General features: G+C 59.1%; 16 protein-coding genes, 2 tRNA genes and 1 pseudogene. 17 read left to right on the forward strand and 2 right to left on the reverse strand.

The window, feature by feature from the left end:
• The first annotated feature begins 16 nt into the window (after window positions 1–16).
• From tsaE to AC4ANK_RS03880, 11 genes are all read left to right on the forward strand, one after another.
• Entirely contained in the window at window positions 17–445 is a 429-nt protein-coding gene (gene tsaE / locus AC4ANK_RS03830) for a tRNA (adenosine(37)-N6)-threonylcarbamoyltransferase complex ATPase subunit type 1 TsaE (protein WP_220273530.1), read from the forward strand.
• Window positions 446–447: 2 nt separating this feature from the next.
• Complete coding sequence (locus AC4ANK_RS03835; RefSeq protein ID WP_199523490.1) at window positions 448–1,878, forward strand: N-acetylmuramoyl-L-alanine amidase; 1,431 nt, start codon at window positions 448–450, stop codon at window positions 1,876–1,878.
• A complete protein-coding gene (mutL, locus tag AC4ANK_RS03840; RefSeq protein WP_002551818.1) occupies window positions 1,875–3,821 on the forward strand; it encodes a DNA mismatch repair endonuclease MutL in 1,947 nt (648 codons plus the stop codon). Before AC4ANK_RS03835 ends, mutL begins: the two co-directional genes overlap by 4 nt.
• The gene (miaA, locus tag AC4ANK_RS03845; protein WP_031594762.1) at window positions 3,822–4,793 is read left to right on the forward strand and encodes a tRNA (adenosine(37)-N6)-dimethylallyltransferase MiaA; all 972 of its coding nucleotides are present in this window, start codon (window positions 3,822–3,824) and stop codon (window positions 4,791–4,793) included.
• 91 nt (window positions 4,794–4,884) lie between these two features.
• On the forward strand, window positions 4,885–5,145 hold the full coding sequence (hfq, locus tag AC4ANK_RS03850) for an RNA chaperone Hfq (protein WP_002551819.1): 261 nt from the start codon (window positions 4,885–4,887) through the stop codon (window positions 5,143–5,145).
• A 12-nt stretch (window positions 5,146–5,157) separates the two neighbouring features.
• The gene (gene hflX, locus AC4ANK_RS03855; RefSeq protein ID WP_002551820.1) at window positions 5,158–6,459 is read left to right on the forward strand and encodes a ribosome rescue GTPase HflX; all 1,302 of its coding nucleotides are present in this window, start codon (window positions 5,158–5,160) and stop codon (window positions 6,457–6,459) included.
• 96 nt (window positions 6,460–6,555) lie between these two features.
• Window positions 6,556–7,755, forward strand: coding sequence for an FtsH protease activity modulator HflK (gene hflK / locus AC4ANK_RS03860; RefSeq protein WP_002551821.1), 1,200 nt, complete (start codon window positions 6,556–6,558; stop codon window positions 7,753–7,755).
• A complete protein-coding gene (gene hflC, locus AC4ANK_RS03865) occupies window positions 7,755–8,624 on the forward strand; it encodes a protease modulator HflC (RefSeq protein WP_002551822.1) in 870 nt (289 codons plus the stop codon). Before hflK ends, hflC begins: the two co-directional genes overlap by 1 nt.
• A 270-nt stretch (window positions 8,625–8,894) precedes the next feature.
• A complete protein-coding gene (locus tag AC4ANK_RS03870) occupies window positions 8,895–10,082 on the forward strand; it encodes an ATP phosphoribosyltransferase regulatory subunit (protein WP_002551823.1) in 1,188 nt (395 codons plus the stop codon).
• Window positions 10,083–10,136: 54 nt separating this feature from the next.
• The gene (locus AC4ANK_RS03875) at window positions 10,137–11,429 is read left to right on the forward strand and encodes an adenylosuccinate synthase (RefSeq protein ID WP_002551824.1); all 1,293 of its coding nucleotides are present in this window, start codon (window positions 10,137–10,139) and stop codon (window positions 11,427–11,429) included.
• 171 nt (window positions 11,430–11,600) lie between these two features.
• A complete protein-coding gene (locus AC4ANK_RS03880; protein ID WP_002551825.1) occupies window positions 11,601–13,535 on the forward strand; it encodes a methyl-accepting chemotaxis protein in 1,935 nt (644 codons plus the stop codon).
• 106 nt (window positions 13,536–13,641) lie between these two features.
• On the opposite strand, the gene AC4ANK_RS03885 is transcribed toward AC4ANK_RS03880, so the two are convergent.
• Window positions 13,642–13,728: transfer RNA gene (locus AC4ANK_RS03885), tRNA-Leu, on the reverse strand.
• Between the two features lie 160 nt (window positions 13,729–13,888).
• Window positions 13,889–13,975, reverse strand: a tRNA-Leu gene (locus tag AC4ANK_RS03890).
• Window positions 13,976–14,200: 225 nt separating this feature from the next.
• Here AC4ANK_RS03890 and rnr point away from each other — a divergent pair.
• From rnr to rplI, 6 genes and pseudogenes are all read left to right on the forward strand, one after another.
• Window positions 14,201–16,834 carry a ribonuclease R gene (gene rnr / locus AC4ANK_RS03895; protein WP_460384238.1) on the forward strand — a complete coding sequence of 878 codons (2,634 nt, stop codon included), beginning with the start codon at window positions 14,201–14,203 and terminating at the stop codon, window positions 16,832–16,834.
• A pseudogene (rlmB, locus tag AC4ANK_RS03900) lies at window positions 16,831–17,562 on the forward strand (23S rRNA (guanosine(2251)-2'-O)-methyltransferase RlmB); the annotation flags it as partial. The gene rnr and the pseudogene rlmB, both read left to right, overlap by 4 nt.
• Before the next feature lie 235 nt (window positions 17,563–17,797).
• Complete coding sequence (gene rpsF, locus AC4ANK_RS03905) at window positions 17,798–18,223, forward strand: 30S ribosomal protein S6 (RefSeq protein ID WP_002551828.1); 426 nt, start codon at window positions 17,798–17,800, stop codon at window positions 18,221–18,223.
• A 28-nt stretch (window positions 18,224–18,251) separates the two neighbouring features.
• Window positions 18,252–18,482, forward strand: a complete 231-nt coding sequence (rpsR, locus tag AC4ANK_RS03910) for a 30S ribosomal protein S18 (RefSeq protein ID WP_002551829.1) — start codon at window positions 18,252–18,254, stop codon at window positions 18,480–18,482.
• 39 nt (window positions 18,483–18,521) lie between these two features.
• Window positions 18,522–19,418 (forward strand): YybS family protein, encoded by an 897-nt coding sequence (locus AC4ANK_RS03915; RefSeq protein ID WP_002551830.1) that lies wholly within the window; start codon window positions 18,522–18,524, stop codon window positions 19,416–19,418.
• A 19-nt stretch (window positions 19,419–19,437) separates the two neighbouring features.
• Window positions 19,438–19,884 carry a 50S ribosomal protein L9 gene (gene rplI, locus AC4ANK_RS03920; protein WP_002551831.1) on the forward strand — a complete coding sequence of 149 codons (447 nt, stop codon included), beginning with the start codon at window positions 19,438–19,440 and terminating at the stop codon, window positions 19,882–19,884.
• Window positions 19,885–20,004 lie beyond the last annotated feature (120 nt).

Genomic DNA, 20,004 nt, shown 5'->3' on the forward strand with positions numbered 1-20,004 from the left:
TGGCGAAGAGGCCATGATGAATTTTGGTGCACGCCTGGCCGCAGTTACCGAAGGCGTGGGCGTCATCTTTCTCGATGGCGATCTGGGCGCTGGAAAAACCACTCTTTCGCGGGGAATGATTCGCGGGTTCGGGCATGCCGGGGCTGTCAAGAGTCCTACTTTCACGCTGGTCGAGCCCTACGAAATAGGTGCCATACGGGTCTTTCACTTTGACCTTTATCGTCTGGTCGATCCCGAAGAGCTTGAGTACATGGGGGTGCGTGATTACTTCGACGGCGATGCACTTTGTCTGATTGAATGGCCCCAGCGTGGTGCAGGCTTTTTGCCAAAGCCTGACCTGACCATTACCATTGGCCCGCACGGAGAAGGTCGGTCCGTGATATTGAGCCCGCTGGGCTCGCGTGGCGAACGCTGGTGTGCCACTTTGGCTTTGGAATTCAAATAGATATGGGGTTAGGCATGCGCATGCGCGCGCTGGTTACTGTAGTTGGTCTGCTGCTGATGGCCCTGGCTGTCGAGGCGGTTGCCGCTACGCAAGTAAAAAGTGTCCGCTTATGGCGAGCACCGGACAACACACGTCTGGTATTCGACCTGTCCGGGCCTGTCCAGCACAGCGTATTCACCCTGACTTCGCCTGATCGTCTGGTGATCGATATCAATGGCGCGACACTCGGTGGCCCGTTGAATGTCTCGACAGCCAATACGCCGATCAACAGCATGCGCTCTGCCCAGCGCACGCCGACGGATCTGCGCGTGGTCATCGATCTGAAAAAGGCGGTGACGCCCAAAAGCTTCACGCTTGCGCCGAACCAGCAGTACGGCAACCGTCTGGTGGTCGACCTGTTCGATAACGCCGCCGATGCCAACCCGACACCGGTGATCCCGGATACCGCGGCCAATACCGCGCCCGCTGTCCCGGTCAGCCCGGCCAAGCCTGAAATCAAGCTGACCCCGGTGCCCAATGGCAAGCGCGACATTGTCGTGGTGATCGATGCCGGGCACGGCGGTGAAGACCCGGGTGCCTCCGGCGGTGCCGGGCAGAAAGAGAAAAACGTGGTGCTGTCGATCGCCAAGGAGCTGCAGCGCCAGGTCAATGCCGAGAAAGGCTATCGCGCCGAACTGACGCGGACCGGTGACTACTTTATTCCGTTGCGCAAACGTACCGAGATCGCCCGCGCCAAGGGGGCCGACCTGTTTGTGTCCATTCACGCTGACGCTGCGCCGTCCACGGCGGCGTTTGGCGCTTCGGTGTTCGCCTTGTCTGATCGCGGTGCGACCTCCGAAACCGCACGCTGGCTGGCGGACAGTGAAAACCGTTCCGACCTGATCGGTGGTGCCGGTGCGGTAAGCCTTGATGACAAGGACCGCATGCTCGCCGGGGTGTTGCTGGACTTGTCCATGACCGCTTCGCTGTCTTCTAGCCTGAACGTCGGCCAGAAGGTGCTGAGCAATATTGGCCGCGTCACCTCGCTGCACAAATCGCGCGTCGAGCAGGCGGGCTTCATGGTGCTCAAGTCGCCGGATATCCCGTCGATTCTGGTAGAAACCGGCTTTATCTCCAACGCCAACGAAGCCAACAAGCTCAGTTCTGCGTCGCACCAGCAGGCGTTGGCGCGTTCGATCAATTCCGGGGTGAAGCAGTTCTTCCAGCAGAACCCGCCACAGGGCACTTATATTGCCTGGCTGCGTGACAACGGCAAGCTGGCCCAAGGGCCACGCAACCATGTGGTCCGCTCCGGCGAAACCCTGGCCATGCTCGCAGCGCGCTATGACATGAACATTGCCACGCTGCGCAGCGCCAACAATCTGAAAAGCGATGAACTGAAGATTGGCCAGGATCTGCGCATTCCAAGTTCCGAGGTGGCGACTCAGCAATGACCGATCTTCTGCTCGACGGCACCGAAGCCGATAACGCTCAGACTGTCCTGAACGCTGCGCGCATCGAATTGCTCAGTCCGCGTCTGGCCAACCAGATTGCGGCCGGCGAAGTCGTCGAGCGTCCAGCGTCGGTTATCAAGGAGCTGCTGGAAAACAGCCTTGACTCCGGCGCGCGGCGCATTGATGTCGATGTCGAGCAGGCCGGTATCAAGTTGTTGAAAGTGCGTGACGATGGCGGCGGTATTTCCTCGGATGACCTGCCGCTGGCGCTGGCGCGACATGCCACCAGCAAGATTCGCGATCTGGAGGACCTCGAGCGCGTCATGAGCCTCGGTTTTCGCGGCGAAGCGCTGGCTTCGATCAGCTCCGTGGCGCGCCTGACGCTGACCTCGCGCACCCGCGACGCCGATCAGGCCTGGCAGGTGGAAACCGAAGGCCGTGACATGGCACCGCGCGTTCAGCCGGCAGCGCATCCGGTAGGCACATCCGTTGAAGTGCGCGACCTGTTCTTCAACACGCCTGCCCGACGCAAGTTTCTCAAGGCCGAAAAAACCGAATTCGATCACCTGCAGGAAGTCATCAAACGTATGGCGCTGGCGCGTTTCGACGTGGCCTTCCATTTGCGTCACAACGGCAAGACCATGTTGAGCCTGCATGAAGCGCATGACGATACCGCCCGAGCGCGGCGTGTCTCGGCCATTTGCGGGCCGGGCTTCCTGGAGCAGGCGTTACCCATTGAGATCGAGCGCAATGGCCTTCATCTGTGGGGCTGGGTAGGGCTGCCGACATTTTCGCGCAGCCAGGCAGACCTGCAATATTTCTTCGTAAACGGGCGTGCGGTGCGCGACAAACTGGTCGCTCATGCGGTGCGTCAGGCGTATCGCGACGTGCTGTTCAACGGCCGTCACCCCACGTTCGTGCTGTTTTTCGAGGTCGACCCGGCCGCTGTGGACGTCAACGTTCACCCGACCAAGCATGAAGTACGCTTCCGCGACGGGCGCATGGTGCACGACTTTCTTTACGGCACCCTGCACCGTGCATTGGGTGATGTGCGTCCGGAAAACCAGCTGGGTGGCAGCGTACCGGTCGCCGCCGAGCCTCGGCCTACCGGACCTGAGGCCGGTGAGTTCGGGCCGCAGGGTGAAATGCGTCTGGCCAACAACGTGCTGGAACAGCCGCAGGGCGAGCCTTTTGCCCGGCCTGCTGCCGGTGGCGGCGCTGGCAGCGGTTATCAGTATCAATATACGCCTCGGCCCACCTCTGGCGTGCCGGTGGCCGAAGCGCAAAGCGCCTACCGTGAATTCTTCGCACCGCTGCCCAGTGCAGCGTCCTCGTCGCTGCCGGAGTCGCCCGGCGATATTCCGCCGCTGGGTTATGCGCTGGCGCAGCTCAAAGGTATCTACATCCTCGCTGAAAACGCTCACGGGCTGGTGCTGGTGGACATGCACGCCGCCCACGAGCGAATCATGTATGAGCGCCTGAAAATAGCGATGGCCAATGAAGGCCTGAGTGGCCAGCCGTTGCTGGTGCCCGAATCTCTCGCGGTCAGCCAGCGTGAAGCGGACTGCGCTGAAGAACATATCGCGACGTTTCAGCGCCTGGGCTTCGAGCTGCAGCGGCTTGGCCCGGAAACCCTGGCGATCCGCCAGATCCCTGCGTTGCTCAAGCAGGCCGAGGCCAATCGGCTGGTCAGCGATGTGCTGGCGGATCTGATGGAGTACGGCACCAGCGACCGGGTGCAGGCACACATGAACGAGTTGCTCGGGACCATGGCCTGTCATGGCGCGATTCGCGCCAATCGGCGTCTGGCCATCCCGGAAATGAACGGCCTGTTGCGTGACATGGAAAACACCGAACGCAGCGGGCAATGCAACCACGGTCGTCCTACCTGGACCCAGATGGGTCTCAATGACCTGGATAAATTATTCCTGCGCGGTCAATGAATGAATGCTTTACCTCCGGCCATCTTTCTCATGGGGCCTACCGCCGCAGGCAAGACCGACCTTGCGATAGAACTGAGCAAAGTGCTGCCTTGTGAGCTGATCAGCGTCGATTCGGCGTTGGTCTATCGCGGCATGGACATCGGCACCGCCAAGCCTTCGAAAGCACAGCTGGCTGAATATCCACACCGTCTGATCGACATCCTCGACCCGGCGCAAAGCTACTCCGCAGCCGATTTTCGCAGTGACGCCCTGGCGGCCATGGCGGAAATTACCGCGCGCGGAAATATTCCTTTGCTGGTCGGCGGCACTATGTTGTATTTCAAGGCTCTATTGCACGGGCTGGCGGATATGCCGGCTGCCGATGCGCAGGTAAGGGCACAGCTTGAAGCTGATGCACAGGCCTATGGCTGGCAGTCATTGCACGATCAATTGGCGGTGGTCGACCCCGTTTCGGCGGCGCGCATTCACCCCAATGATCCGCAACGACTGATCAGGGCGCTCGAGGTGTATCGGGTCAGCGGAATGAGCATGACGGCACACCGCGAGCAACAAACTGCGCAAAGTACCGAAGCGGCGGCATCAGGGCGTCAGCAATTGCCCTATACTGTCGCGAACCTTGCCATCGCTCCGGCTGATCGCAAGGTGCTGCACCAACGCATCGCGCTACGTTTTGAGCAAATGCTGGATCAGGGGTTTCTGGACGAAGTACTGGCATTGCGCTCAAGAGGCGACCTGCATTCCGGGTTGCCCTCGATAAGAGCCGTCGGTTATCGCCAGGTCTGGGATCACCTGGATGGGAAGCTGACGCGGGATGAAATGCAGGAACGCGTCATTATTGCAACGCGCCAGTTGGCCAAAAGGCAGTTCACCTGGCTACGCAGCTGGGAGGATTTGCACTGGCTGGACAGTCTGGCCAGCGACAATCTGTCGCGCGCCTTGAAATACCTGGGATCGGTCTCCATATTGAGCTGAGTCCCTGCAATAGCCGTCTATCCTTGGGGGGTGGCCGGTAAGCCAATCGAATTCGATTTATTATTTATTGATCCTTAAAGGAGTGCGGCACATGTCAAAAGGGCATTCGCTACAAGACCCTTACTTGAATACCTTGCGAAAAGAGAAGGTCGGGGTATCGATCTACCTGGTCAACGGTATCAAGCTGCAGGGCACGATCGAGTCTTTCGACCAGTTCGTCATTTTGCTGAAGAATACTGTCAGCCAGATGGTCTACAAACACGCCATTTCCACCGTCGTACCGGTTCGCCCGATTCGCCTTCCCAGCGCTACCGACGCTGACGGCGCAGACGCCGAGCCAGGTAACGCCTGATAGGAGTCTGCCTTGTTCTTTGAGCGCCACAGTGGTGGTGAACGTGCAATTCTCGTTCATCTGGATGGTCAGGACCCTGAGGCGCGCGAAGATCCGCAGGAGTTTCAGGAGCTGGCCATATCGGCCGGTGCCGATACCGTTGCGTTTATCAACGTGCCGCGTCATCGGCCATCGGCCAAATACCTGATTGGCTCTGGCAAGGTCGAGGAGCTTCGCGACCAGGTCAAGGCCGAACAGGCTGATCTCGTTATCTTCAATCACACCCTCACGCCCAGTCAGGAACGTAACCTCGAACGCGTTTTCGAGTGTCGCGTGCTTGATCGTACGGGGTTGATCCTCGATATTTTTGCGCAGCGCGCACGTACCCACGAAGGCAAGCTTCAGGTCGAACTGGCCCAGCTTGAGCATATGAGTACGCGTCTGGTCCGTGGCTGGACTCACCTTGAGCGTCAGAAAGGTGGTATCGGCCTGCGCGGTCCTGGGGAAACCCAGCTCGAAACCGACCGACGTCTTCTGCGGGTTCGCCTGCGGCAGATCAAAGGGCGGCTGGAGAAGGTTCGCAGCCAGCGCGATCAGGCACGTCGTGGACGCCGCCGCGCCGACATCCCTTCGGTTTCACTGGTGGGCTATACCAACGCCGGCAAATCGACCCTTTTCAACTCGGTGACCGATTCGGATGTGTTTGCGGCGGACCAGCTGTTCGCCACGCTCGATCCGACCTTGCGTCGTCTGCAGCTCGATGACCTGGGGCCTATCGTGCTGGCCGATACCGTAGGCTTCATTCGCCATCTGCCGCACAAACTGGTAGAAGCGTTTCGAGCGACGCTTGAAGAGTCGAGCAACTCCGATTTACTGCTGCATGTGATCGACTCCCACGAGCCTGACCGCATGTCGCAGATCGAACAGGTCATGGCTGTGCTCGGTGAGATCGGTGCCGAGGGCTTGCCGATCCTTGAGGTCTATAACAAACTCGATCTGCTTGAAGGCGTGGAGCCTCAGATACAGCGGGATGCCGATGGCAAGCCGCAGCGTGTCTGGGTGTCTGCCCGTGATGGTCGAGGGCTTGATCTGCTCAAGCAGGCTATCGCCGAACTGCTCGGCGACGACCTGTTTGTAGGCACGCTGCTTTTGCCTCAGAGTCTTGCCCGGCTGCGCGCCCAGTTTTTCGAATTGGGTGCGGTGCAGAGCGAAACGCATGACGAGGAAGGTGCCAGCGTGTTGGCCGTACGACTGCCGCGCGTTGAACTCAATCGACTGGTGAGTCGCGAAGGATTGCAGCCGCTGGAGTTCATCGAGCAACACACTTTGCAATAAAAGCACGAGAAAGCCGTTGTACGGCTTTCGCGAGCATTCTGTAGCATTGGTCGGCGCGCCGCGGGCGCGTCTTTGCTTTATCAGATGGAGAGCGCTATGGCTTGGAATGAGCCGGGTGGCAACTCGAATAATCAAGATCCCTGGGGTGGCAAACGCCGTGGCGGCGACCGCAAGGGACCACCTGATCTCGACGAGGCCTTCCGTAAGCTGCAGGAAAGCCTGAAGGGGTTGTTCGGCGGCGGTAACAAACGCGGCAGCGATGGCGGCGGCAGTGGTGGCGGTTCAGGCAAGGGCGGTGGCTTTGGCTTGCTCGGTATCGGCCTGGTCGTGCTCGTCGCTTTCTGGCTCTACAGCGCTATCTATGTTGTTGACGAGCAGGAGCAGGCTGTCGTGCTGCGTTTCGGTCAATACCACGAAACCGTAGGGCCGGGTCTCAACATCTACTTCCCGCCGTTCGATCGCAAGTACATGGAAAACGTGACTCGCGAGCGAGCCTACAGCAAGCAGGGCCAGATGCTCACCGAAGACGAGAACATCGTCGAAGTGCCACTGACCGTGCAATACAAGATCAGCAACCTGCAAGACTTCGTCCTGAACGTCGACCAGCCTGAGATCAGCCTGCAGCACGCCACTGAAAGTGCGCTGCGCCATGTCGTGGGTTCCACGGCAATGGATCAGGTGCTGACTGAAGGTCGTGAACTGATGGCCAGCGAAATCAAGGAGCGTCTGCAACGCTTCCTCGATACCTACCGTACCGGCATCACCGTCACTCAGGTCAACGTACAGAGCGCCGCGGCACCGCGTGAAGTTCAGGAAGCCTTCGATGACGTGATCCGCGCCCGTGAAGACGAGCAGCGTGCGCGTAACCAGGCTGAAAGCTATGCCAATGGCGTGATTCCGGAAGCCCGTGGTCAGGCTCAGCGCATCCTTGAAGATGCCAACGGCTACCGCGATGAAGTCGTTTCCCGCGCCAAGGGTGAGGCGGATCGCTTTACCAAACTGGTTGCCGAGTACCGCAAGGCTCCTGAAGTTACCCGCCAGCGTCTGTATCTGGACACCATGCAGGAAGTCTTCAGCAATACCAGCAAGGTTCTCGTGACCGGCGACAAGGGGCAGAACAATCTGCTTTATCTGCCGCTCGACAAGATGATCGAGAGCAGCCGCAGCAGTAACGGCAATGGCTCCAATTCAGGTACGCCATCGCAGTCGGCTAATGATGCTGCCGCTGCTGCCGCCGCTGCCCGGGCGAATGAGGCTCAGCAGCGTGGTGAAGTACGTACCAGGGAGACTCGCTGATGAGTAACAAATCACTGATCACCCTTATTGTCGGCGTGGTACTGGCAGTCATCGCCTGGAACAGCTTCTACATAGTGTCCCAGACCGAGCGCGCGGTTCTGCTGCAATTCGGTCGTGTGGTCCAGGCGGACGTTCAGCCAGGTCTGCATGTGAAGGTTCCTTATGTGAACCAGGTGCGCAAGTTCGACGGTCGTTTGCTGACCCTCGATGCACCGACCCAGCGTTTCCTGACGCTGGAAAAGAAAGCGGTCATGGTCGATGCCTACGCCAAGTGGCGTGTGAAGGACGCGGAGCGTTTCTACACCGCGACTTCCGGCCTCAAGCAGATCGCCGACGAGCGTCTTTCGCGTCGTCTGGAATCCGGCCTGCGTGACCAGTTCGGCAAGCGCACCCTGCACGAAGTCGTGTCGGGTGAGCGTGATGCGCTGATGGCTGATATCACCGGTTCGCTGAACCGCATGGCCGAGAAAGAGCTGGGTATCGAAGTTGTCGATGTCCGGGTCAAGGCCATCGATCTGCCGAAGGAAGTGAATCGCAGCGTTTTCGAGCGTATGAGCACCGAGCGTGAGCGTGAAGCCCGCGAGCATCGTGCCAAGGGTAACGAGCTGGCTGAAGGCATTCGTGCCGACGCCGATCGTCAGCGTCGTGTGTTGCTGGCAGAAGCCTATCGCGAGTCGGAAGAAGCGCGTGGTGATGGTGATGCCCAGGCTGCCGCGATCTACTCCAAGGCGTATGGTCAGGATCAGGAGTTCTACGCGTTTTATCGTAGCCTGCGTGCCTACCGTGAAAGCTTTGCGAACAAGAGCGACGTGATGGTGCTTGATCCGAACAGCGAATTCTTTCGCTATCTGGAAAAAGCCAAGCCGTAATTAATCACCCGCCGGGCGGCAAAACCGCCCGGTGGGGTGAACGTACGGTGAAACGTGTGTATCATGCGGCAGCCGGGAAATTCCCGGCTTTTTTGCGTCTGCACGATTGATTGGCCGTATCTGAATCAGAACGCGGCAAGATTTTTCGAGGAAAGTGGTCTGCAAGACCTGTCTCGGGCATTTGTCGTGCCCGTCATACAGCGCACCACTTTCTGCTTCACTCAAGGCTGGCCTGTAGGCTGGCCGCCTGGATCACAGGGGAATGGCGTAATGGCAACGGTCGACCGCTGGCTGCTACCAGATGGCATCGAAGAAGTACTGCCACCGGAAGCGGCGCGCATTGAAGTAGCGCGCCGTCAGGTGTTGGATCTGTTTCAGAGCTGGGGCTATGAGTTCGTCGTCACCCCGCATATCGAGTATCTCGAATCCCTGCTGACTGGCGCGGGTTCGGATCTGGACCTGCGCACCTTCAAGGTTATCGACCCGCAATCGGGCCGGCAGATGGGCTTTCGCGCCGACATCACGCCGCAGGTTGCACGCATCGATGCTCACACCCTCAAGCGTGAAGGTCCGAGCCGTCTGTGCTATGCGGGCAGCGTTCTGCACGCCCAGCCGCGCGCACTGTCCTCCTCGCGCAGCCCCATTCAACTGGGCGCCGAGCTGTACGGCGATGCCAGCCCGAGCAGTGACGTTGAAGTCATCAGCCTGATGCTGGCCATGTTGCAACTGGCCGATGTGCCGGACGTGCACATGGACCTTGGGCATGTCGGCATCTACCGTGGTCTGGCGCGTGCCGCTGGCCTGTCGGGAGAAGTCGAGCAGCAGTTGTTCGATGCACTGCAGCGCAAGGCTATTGATGAAGTGGTTGCCCTGACCGCCGATCTGCCGCAAGAGCTGGCTTCAATGCTGCGCGCGCTGGTTGATCTGTGTGGTGGTCGTGAGGTGCTGGATGCGGCGCGCGACCGTCTGGCTGGCGCACCTGCGCCGGTATTGGCTGCGCTGAATGATCTGCTGGCGATCGCCGAGCGTCTGGCTGCGCGTTTCCCGCAGTTGCCGCTGTACTTCGATCTCGGCGAGCTGCGTGGCTATCACTACCACACCGGTGTGGTTTTTGCGGTGTTCGTGCCTGGCGTGGGCCAGTCGATCGCGCAGGGCGGTCGTTACGATGACATCGGCGCCGACTTCGGCCGCGCCCGTCCGGCGACCGGCTTTTCTACCGACCTGAAAACCCTGGTTACCCTGGGGCAGGCAGAAATCGTCTTACCGTCTGGTGGCATCTGGGTGCCGGACAGTACGGATGCGGCACTCTGGCAGCAGGTTTGCCAGTTGCGCAGTGAAGGTCAGCGTGTGGTTCAGGCATTGCCTGGGCAGCAGGCGAGCGCCGCGCGTGAAGCCGACTGTGACCGGCAATTGATTCAGCATGGCGAGCACTGGCAGGTAATGCCGCTGGCTTCTTGAGTATTCCTGCCGGCCGCCGCCGGCACCAAGTTTGCGTGAATGAGGACAAGTGTTATGGGTAAGAATGTCGTAGTCCTGGGCACTCAATGGGGTGATGAGGGCAAAGGCAAGATCGTTGATCTGCTGACCGAACATGCTACCGCCGTAGTTCGCTATCAGGGTGGCCACAACGCTGGTCACACACTGGTGATCGACGGTGAGAAAACCGTATTGCACCTGATTCCGTCCGGTGTACTGCGCGAAGGCGTGCAGTGCCTGATCGGTAACGGTGTAGTGGTTGCTCCAGACGCGCTCCTGCGCGAAATCATCAAGCTGGAAGAGAAAGGCATTCCAGTGCGTGAGCGTCTGCGCATCAGCCCGTCCTGCCCGCTGATCCTGTCGTACCATGTTGCACTGGACCAGGCGCGTGAAAAAGCCCGCGGCGAATTCAAGATCGGCACCACCGGTCGTGGTATCGGCCCGGCTTACGAAGACAAGGTTGCGCGTCGCGGTCTGCGCATTGGCGACCTGTTCCATCGCGAACGCTTCGCGGCCAAGCTGGGCGAGCTGCTCGACTACCACAACTTCGTGCTGGTCAATTACTACAAAGAGCCTGCCATCGACTTCCAGAAGACACTCGACGAGTGCATGGAATACGCCGATCTGCTCAAGCCGCTGATGCTCGACGTCACCGCTGCGCTGCATGAGATGCGTCGCGACGGCAAGGACATTATGTTCGAAGGTGCCCAGGGTTCGTTGCTGGACATCGACCACGGTACTTATCCGTACGTCACCAGCTCCAACACCACTGCTGGCGGTATCGCTACCGGTTCGGGTTTTGGTCCGATGTACCTGGATTACATTCTGGGCATTACCAAGGCTTACACCACGCGTGTGGGTTCGGGTCCGTTCCCGACCGAGCTGTTCGACGATGTCGGTGCTTTCCTGGCCAAGCGTGGTCATGAGTTCGGCGCTACCACCGGTCGCGCTCGTCGTTGCGGCTGGTTCGATGCCGTCATCCTGCGTCGCGCCATCGAAATCAACAGCATCTCGGGCCTGTGCCTGACCAAGCTGGACGTGCTTGACGGTCTTGAGACCATCAACATCTGCGTCGGCTACGAGAACGAAGAAGGCGCGGTCATCGACGCACCTACTGACGCCGACAGCTACCTGGGTCTGCGTCCGGTCTACGAGCAAATGCCTGGCTGGAGCGAATCCACGCTGGGTGCCAAGACCCTGGAAGAGTTGCCTGCAGCCGCTCGCGCCTACATCAAGCGCGTCGAAGAGCTGGTTGGCGCGCCTATCGATATCATTTCGACCGGTCCTGATCGTAACGAAACCATCGTGCTGCGTCACCCGTTCGGCTAATACTTCGCCGCGCTGTATCAAGAGGGCCGCGTTTGCGGCCCTTTTTGTTTTCAGCGTCCGCAGGATTCAATCGCGGCAAAAGTGAGACTTGTGTCACGGCACGGCGCTTGCTACAAAGATGACAGAAAAGTGCCATCATTTTAATGGCGCTGAGGGTGGAGGGATTCTCCTGTGTCTGCTGTCTTATCTCTATTGCAAAGCCGTCTGCTGCGCCCGGTCTTCATTGCCCTGGGCATTGCCCTTTTGGTGCAGGTCATCGTGGCGGTTGCTCTTACCCGGAGCACGGTCACGGCGCTTGAGGCTGACCTTGCCAATCGCCTTGGGGTAGATTCGCAACATCTTTCCTCCGAGCTGGAGCTGGCGAGTAGCGAAGTGACGTCGAGCCTCGACTCGCTTTCAGCCAGTACGCGTCAGCGCTTGAGCGTCGGACTTTCTACCCGCCTGAAGGAAGAGCAGGCCCAACTGCGTGCCACGCTGGAAAAAGACCTGAGAGAGTCCGCCACTGACATGGCCGAGCTACTGGCTGCGGTTGCCCCGCGCGCCATGTGGGACAACGACACGCCAACCCTTTCCGAATTTGCCCGACGCGCTCAGCGCAATCCCAACGTGTTGTTTGTGGTCTATGACGACGCCGCAGGTGAGCACCTTACGCGGTACATGAACCGCGATAACCCGCTGGTCAAGGCGCTGCTGGCCAAGGGTGAAGGCGAGCGGGCGATGGACAAGATCCTCAATGCCGCGAAAAACGACCCGTCGGTGTATTACGTCGAGGCCTCTATCAGCCCTAACGGTGTCGAGATCGGCAAGGTGCGCATGGGGGTGTCCACGGCAACGGTCGAGGAAAATCTCGCTGCGCTGGACAAGCGTTTCGCCACCCTGATAACCAGTGGTGAGCAACTGGTTTCCGACAGCCTTGCCAGTGCCTCCAAAGACAGTTCGACCGCCTTGCGCACGCGCTTGCAATCCGCTCAGACGGCGGGTGCTGCAATGACCACCAATACACGTGTGGCGGTTCAGCAAGCCGCCGAAACGTTGCGCTGGCGGATCGGCATGGGGCTGGCGCTGGTCGGCCTGGGCGTACTGCTGTTACTCGCGGTAGTGCTCGGACGTCGTGTGGTCAGCAAGTTGCACCTGCTGATCGCGGCACTGAATGATTTGGCTGCGGGTGAGGGCGACCTGACCAAGCGCGTCAAGCTGGACAGCAATGACGAGATCGGCGACATGTCGGCGGCGGTCAATCGCTTCATCGACAAGTTGCAGCCTATCGTTCGTGAGGCGGGCGAGGTGGCGCAGCGCACCGGGCAGGAAATCGGTGTCATGAGCCAGCGTAACGCCGGAGCTGATGCGGCGGCCGAGCTGCAGCGTGATGAAGTGGCGGCCAGCCTCAAGGCGCTGGAGCAGATGGCTGATGAGGCGCAGTCGGAAAGCCAGGCGATGCAGGCGGCCTTGCGTCAGGTGGTCGATATCAAACAAGCGACCGATGAAAACACCCGCACGTCCAATCAGGTCGGCGGTTTGATCGAGGCGCTGGCCGGGCAGGTTGAAACCGGTGCGCAGGTCATAGAGCGTCTGGCGCAGCAAAGCCAGCAGATCGAGGTCGTGCTGGAAGTTATCCACGGTATTGCCGAGCAAACCAACTTGCTCGCACTCAACGCAGCCATTGAAGCCGCACGCGCGGGTGAAACGGGCAGGGGCTTTGCCGTGGTGGCTGACGAGGTGCGTGCGCTGGCCAGCAAGACACAAAGCTCGACGGGCGATATTCAGGAACACATCATCGCCTTGCAGCGCGGCGCGAAAGAGGCGGTCGCTGCCATCGGCATCGCTGGCCGACAGGCCAAGGAAGGGCTGGAAGTATTACGTGACAGCGCCAAACGCCAGCAGACCGTGCAGGCGTCCGTCGAGCAAGTGCATGCTGCCATCGGTCTGGCAACCAAGGCGGCTGTACATCAGGCTGAAGGCGCGCAGGCCGTTCGCGGTCGGGTCGAGGTGATTCATGCTCAGGCCGAGCGTGCTGCCGAGGCGGTGGTCGAGACGACTGCTAGCGGCAAGGTACTCAGCGGGCTGGCTGCGCAGTTGAAGGCGAGCCTGGGGCAGTTTCGGGCTTGAGCATCATGCAGCGCTGCAAATGTGGCGCTGCCATGCCTGCGGAAGGGGGGGGCTTTTCTGAAGTCGGAAAGCAAAAAACCGAGCCATTGGCTCGGTTTTTTTGAATTGGTGCCCAGAAGAAGACTCGAACTTCCACGACCTTGCGGTCACCAGCACCTGAAGCTGGCGTGTCTACCAATTTCACCATCTGGGCAGCATCAGCAGCGTCTCCGCCGTTGATGGGGCGCACTATACGGCGATCATTTTGCTCTGTAAACCCCTGTTTTGATTTAATAATCAAAACCTGAAAATGCAAAAACCCGCTTTCGCGGGTTTTTGTGAGGCTTGAGACTGTTGTAGTCTGCTGCCTGAATTGGTGCCCAGAAGAAGACTCGAACTTCCACGACCTTGCGGTCACCAGCACCTGAAGCTGGCGTGTCTACCAATTTCACCATCTGGGCAGTATCGGAAGGCATCAACCTGCCGATGGCGCGCACTATACGGAGCGCTTTTTAGGCTGTAAACCCCGGCGATGAAAAAAAGTCGAAAAAAATCGCGAGCGGTGTGTTTCGGGTCTTGCAGCGTGGTCAGGGAGGCTTTTTGTCGAGTGGTTTGAGCGTGAAATTTCCCGTTTCATGAGGTCTATGCCAAACTAACCCCTATATATACAAGGTGAAAACTATCTAATGGCCGATTGGCAGTCCCTCGATCCCGAGGCCGCTCGTGAAGCGGAAAAATACGAAAACCCTATTCCCAGCCGTGAGCTGATCTTGCAGCACCTTGCCGAGCGCGGTTCGCCGGCCAGTCGCGAGCAACTGGTCGAAGAATTCGGCCTGACCACCGAAGATCAATTCGAGGCTCTGCGCCGCCGCCTTCGGGCAATGGAGCGTGACGCCCAGTTGATCTATACCCGTCGTGGCACGTATGCACCGGTAGACAAGCTTGACCTTATTCTGGGTCGCATCTCCGGGCACCGTGACGGTTTCGGCTTTCTGGTGCCGGACGACGGTTCCGATGACCTGTTCATGAGCCCGGCGCAGATGCGTCTGGTGTTCGACGGTGACCGGGCGCTGGCGCGTGTTTCCGGCCTTGACCGTCGCGGTCGTCGCGAAGGCGTTATTGTCGAAGTGATCTCGCGTGCTCACGAAACCATTGTTGGTCGCTACTTCGAAGAGAGTGGCATTGGTTTTGTTGTACCCGATAACCCGAAAATCCAGCAGGAAGTGCTGGTAACACCGGGCCGCAACAATAATGCGAAGATCGGCCAGTTCGTCGAGGTGAAAATCACCCACTGGCCAACGCCGCGCTTCCAGCCGCAGGGTGATGTGGTCGAAGTGGTCGGCAACTACATGGCGCCGGGCATGGAAATCGATGTTGCGCTACGCACTTACGATATTCCGCACGTGTGGCCTGAGGCTGTACTCAAGGAAGCAGCGAAGCTCAAGCCGGAAGTCGAAGAGAAGGACAAGGAAAATCGCGTAGACCTGCGCCACCTGCCTTTTGTGACCATCGACGGCGAAGACGCTCGCGATTTCGACGACGCGGTTTATTGCGAAGCCAAGCCGGGCAAACTGCGCTTGTTCTCCGGTGGCTGGAAGCTCTACGTGGCCATTGCCGACGTATCGAGCTACGTGAAAATCGGCTCGGCGCTGGATGCTGAATCCCAGGTTCGCGGCAACTCGGTGTACTTCCCCGAGCGCGTCGTGCCCATGCTGCCTGAGCAATTGTCCAACGGCCTGTGCTCGCTGAACCCGCACGTTGATCGTCTGGCCATGGTTTGCGAGATGACCATCTCCAAGACCGGCGAGATGACTGACTACGTATTCTACGAAGGTATCATCCACTCCCACGCTCGCCTGACCTACAACAAGGTCAGCACGATCCTGGAACAGCCGAAAACAGCTGAAGCCAAAAGCCTTCGTGGCGAATACGGCGACGTGGTTCCGCACCTCAAGCAGCTTTACGCCATGTACAAGGTGTTGCTGGGTGCGCGTCATGTGCGCGGTGCGATCGATTTCGAAACTCAGGAAACCCGGATCATCTTCGGTTCCGAGCGCAAGATTGCCGAAATCCGTCCGACCACTCGCAACGATGCTCACAAGCTGATCGAAGAGTGCATGCTGGCCGCCAACGTGGCCACCGCGCAGTTCTTGAAGAAGCACGAAATTCCCGCGTTGTACCGCGTCCATGATGGTCCGCCGCCAGAGCGTCTGGAAAAACTGCGTGCATTCCTGGGTGAGCTGGGTCTGACGCTGCACAAAGGCAAGGAAGGTCCGACACCGAAGGATTATCAGGCGCTGCTTGAAACCGTTCGTGACCGCCCGGATTACCACCTGATTCAGACCGTCATGCTGCGTTCGTTGAGCCAGGCCGTTTACAGCTCGGACAACAACGGCCACTTCGGTCTCAATTATGAAGCGTATACGCACTTCACCTCGCCGATCCGTCGTTATCCGGATCTGCTGACGCACCGTGCGATTCGCAGCGTTATCCGCTCCAAGCAGGATACTCCACACGTACGTCGTGCCGGTGCTGCAACGATTCCGAAGGCGCGTATCTACCCGTACGACGACGCGCTGCTCGATCAGTTGGGCGAACAATGCTCGATGAGCGAGCGCCGTGCCGACGAGGCTACGCGCGACGTGGTCAACTGGCTCAAGTGCGAGTACATGAAAGATCGCGTGGGCGAGTCATTCCCGGGCGTGATTACGGCGGTAACCGGCTTTGGCCTGTTCGTCGAGCTGACTGACATCTACGTCGAAGGGCTGGTTCACGTTACGGCTCTGCCGGGTGATTACTACCATTTCGACCCCCTGCATCACCGCCTTGCCGGCGAGCGTACCGGACGTAATTTCCGTCTGGGCGACAGCGTCGAAGTGCGTGTCATGCGTGTTGATCTGGATGAGCGCAAGATCGACTTCGAGATTTCCGAAACCGCAGCGGCTGCAACGCCGGCTGGTCGCAAGCGTTGTGGTCATGACACTGCGCCGCCTGCCGCCACTACAACGACGGAAAAGGAAAAGGCGCCTGCCAAGTCCGGTCGCCGTAGCGCTTCTGCCAAGGAGAGCAGTACCGAAGCGTATCGCCCGAGCGATGCGGCGGCGAAAAACGCAGAAGTGCGTAAAAGCCGCGAGCTGAAAAAAGCCCTTCTGGCAGACGCGAAGGGTGGTAGCAAGGCGTCGTCGGGAAAGTCTGACAGGTCGGGCTCTGCTCCTTCGTCGAGCAAGCCGGCCAGTAAACACCGTAAAGGTCCGTCAAAATCGGGCTCCGCGCCAACCGCGAAAAGCGGTGGCGCTCGTAAACCCAAGGCCAAGTCATGAGTCAGCTGGAAAAAATCTACGGCGTTCACGCCGTAGAAGCGTTACTTCGTCATCACCCGAAACGCGTCAAGCACATCTGGCTGGCCGAGGGTCGTAACGACCCTCGCGTACAGACGCTGGTGGCGCTGGCGGGTGAGAATCGCGTGACCATTGGTCAGGCGGAGCGTCGCGAAATGGATGCCTGGGTCGAAGGCGTGCATCAGGGTGTGGTTGCCGATGTGAGCCCGAGTCAGGTCTGGGGCGAGGCAATGCTCGACGAGCTACTCGACCGCAGCGAAGGTTCGCCGTTGCTGCTGGTGCTTGATGGCGTGACCGATCCGCACAACCTCGGCGCCTGCCTGCGTACCGCCGATGCGGCAGGTGCGCTGGCCGTGATCGTGCCCAAGGACAAGTCTGCGACCTTGACGCCAGCTGTGCGAAAAGTCGCCTGCGGTGCGGCCGAAGTCATTCCGCTGGTGGCTGTGACCAATCTGGCGCGCGCGCTGGAAAAGCTTCAGCAGCGCGGCTTGTGGGTTGTCGGTACGGCAGGCGAGGCCGAGGTCGAGTTGTATCAACAGGATCTGACCGGCCCGACCATCATCATCATCATGGGCGCGGAAGGCAAGGGCATGCGTCGCCTGACCCGCGAGCACTGCGATTATCTGGTGCGTCTGCCGATGGCGGGCAGTGTCAGCAGTCTGAACGTGTCGGTCGCGACCGGCGTGTGTCTGTTTGAAGCGCAGCGTCAAGGCTGCCGGCAAAAAGGCCTGATTTCGGCGCCTGGCCAGAGTGAGCAGGTCGCGCCATGCGATCTGCTCATTAATTCACCAATTGCCTTGCGCCTCCCTCGACCCTTCTCTACAATTGCGCCCCTTGCTGTCACGGCAGGCGCGCATGTGCCTGTCCCTGAGCAAGACCAACAGTGTCATTCACTCCTTGTCTGACCGCTTTTGAGCGGCAGGCTACAACCCGTAAGGAGCATTCATGCGTCATTACGAAATTATCTTTTTGGTCCACCCGGATCAAAGCGAGCAAGTCGGCGGCATGGTAGAGCGTTACACCAAGCTGATCGAAGAAGACGGCGGCAAAATCCACCGTCTGGAAGATTGGGGCCGTCGTCAACTGGCTTACGCAATCAACAATGTTCACAAGGCTCACTACGTGATGCTGAACGTTGAGTGCACTGGCAAGGCTCTGGCCGAGCTGGAAGACAACTTCCGTTACAACGATGCTGTGATCCGTAACCTGGTCATCCGTCGCGACGAAGCCGTAACTGGCCAGTCCGAGATGCTCAAGGCTGAAGAGAACCGCAGTGAGCGCCGTGAGCGTCGTGACCGTCCTGAGCACTCCGACAGCGCCGATGGCGATGACGGCGACAACAGCGACGTTAGCGATAACGCTGACGAGTAATCCACGGACCTTTTGAGGAGCCAATTACATGGCACGTTTCTTCCGTCGTCGTAAATTCTGCCGCTTCACCGCTGAAGACGTCAAAGAGATCGATTACAAAGATCTCAACACTCTGAAAGCCTACGTATCCGAGACCGGCAAAATCGTTCCAAGCCGTATCACTGGTACCAAAGCACGTTATCAGCGTCAGCTGGCCACCGCTATCAAGCGTGCCCGCTTCCTGGCCCTGCTGGCCTACACCGACAGCCACGGCCGCTGAGACCAGGTAGTCGACAAAACGTAACAAAGGATAGAAAGCATGCGTGCCCTGGCTGAATTCATCATGCGCGGCCGTATGCAGGCCACTCTTGTAGTGGCTGGATGTGCGGCATTGCCGCTGTTGTTCTGGTTGAGTGCTGCCGCAGGGTGCCTTGTGCTCCTGCGACGCGGGTTCAGTGATGCCGTTGATGTCCTGTCCTGGGCTCTGCTGCCGGCTTTGGTCTGGTGGTATTTCGGCGAACCTCGTACAGCCATGGTGCTGGCCGGTTCGCTGAGTTTGGCAATGGTTTTGCGTGCCAGCGAGTCCTGGGTCCGCGTGCTGCTGGTCAGCGTGGCGTTGGGTGTGGTGTATGCAGTAATTCTGGGCACGGTTTTTCGCGAACCTCTGGAGGCAATGTCGCAGGAGCTGCAAAAGCATCTGCCGACAATGCTGGCCGGGCTCTACGAGCAGTTGAACGTAGAAGAGCGAGCGCGTCTGGGGGCACTGATTGCACCCGTCCTGAATGGCCTGATAGCGGCTGTGCTGCAAATTGTCAGTGTGTTGTGCCTGATTCTTGGGCGGTACTGGCAAGCGATGTTGTACAACCCTGGTGGTTTCGGGCGTGAATTTCGCGCTGTGAAACTCCCGCTGGTGTCTGCGTTGGCGCTGTTGGTGTGCATGCTGGTGGGGCCGAATTTCGGTCCGCAGATAGCAATGCTTACACCGCTTTGCAGCGTACCGCTGGTGTTTGCGGGGCTGGCTCTGATCCACGGTCTGGTTGCTGAAAAGCGGCTTTCCCGGTTCTGGCTGGTAGGGATGTACATAACGCTGCTGGTGTTTATGCAACTGATCTATCCGTTGCTCGTGGTAATTGCCATTGTCGACAGCCTGATTGATTTTCGCGGTCGCCGGAGTTCGAAAGATTCCGGCAATGGTCCTGCGAACGGTGAAGGTTAAAAGTTAAGAGGATTTCCACATGCAACTGATCCTTCTGGAAAAAGTCGCCAACCTGGGCAACCTGGGCGACAAAGTAAACGTTAAGGCCGGCTACGGTCGTAACTACCTGCTGCCTTACGGCAAAGCAACCGCTGCAACCGCTGCCAACGTGGCTGCGTTTGAAGAGCGTCGTGCAGAGCTGGAAAAACTGGCTGCAGACAAGAAAGCATCTGCCGAAACTCGCGCTGCCCAACTGGCTGAGCTGGAAGTGACTATCACTGCCACCGCTGGTGACGAAGGCAAGCTGTTCGGTTCGATCGGTACGCACGACATCGCTGATGCACTGACCGCCTCCGGCGTTGAAGTTGCAAAAAGCGAAGTTCGTCTGCCGAACGGCACTATCCGCAACGTTGGCGAATACGACGTAGCCGTGCACCTGCACAGCGACGTAGAAGCGACCGTACGCGTTGTCGTAGTGGCTGCTTAAGCAATACGTAATCGTCTGGCGGCATTGCTGCCAGAGGATTAACATCGGGCACGATCCTGTTCACAGGTCGTGCCCTTTGTCTTTGTGCCATCCCCATTCTGCAAACCTCGAATTGAAGTG

It is taken from the genome of Pseudomonas sp. Pmew2, from assembly GCF_058129885.1.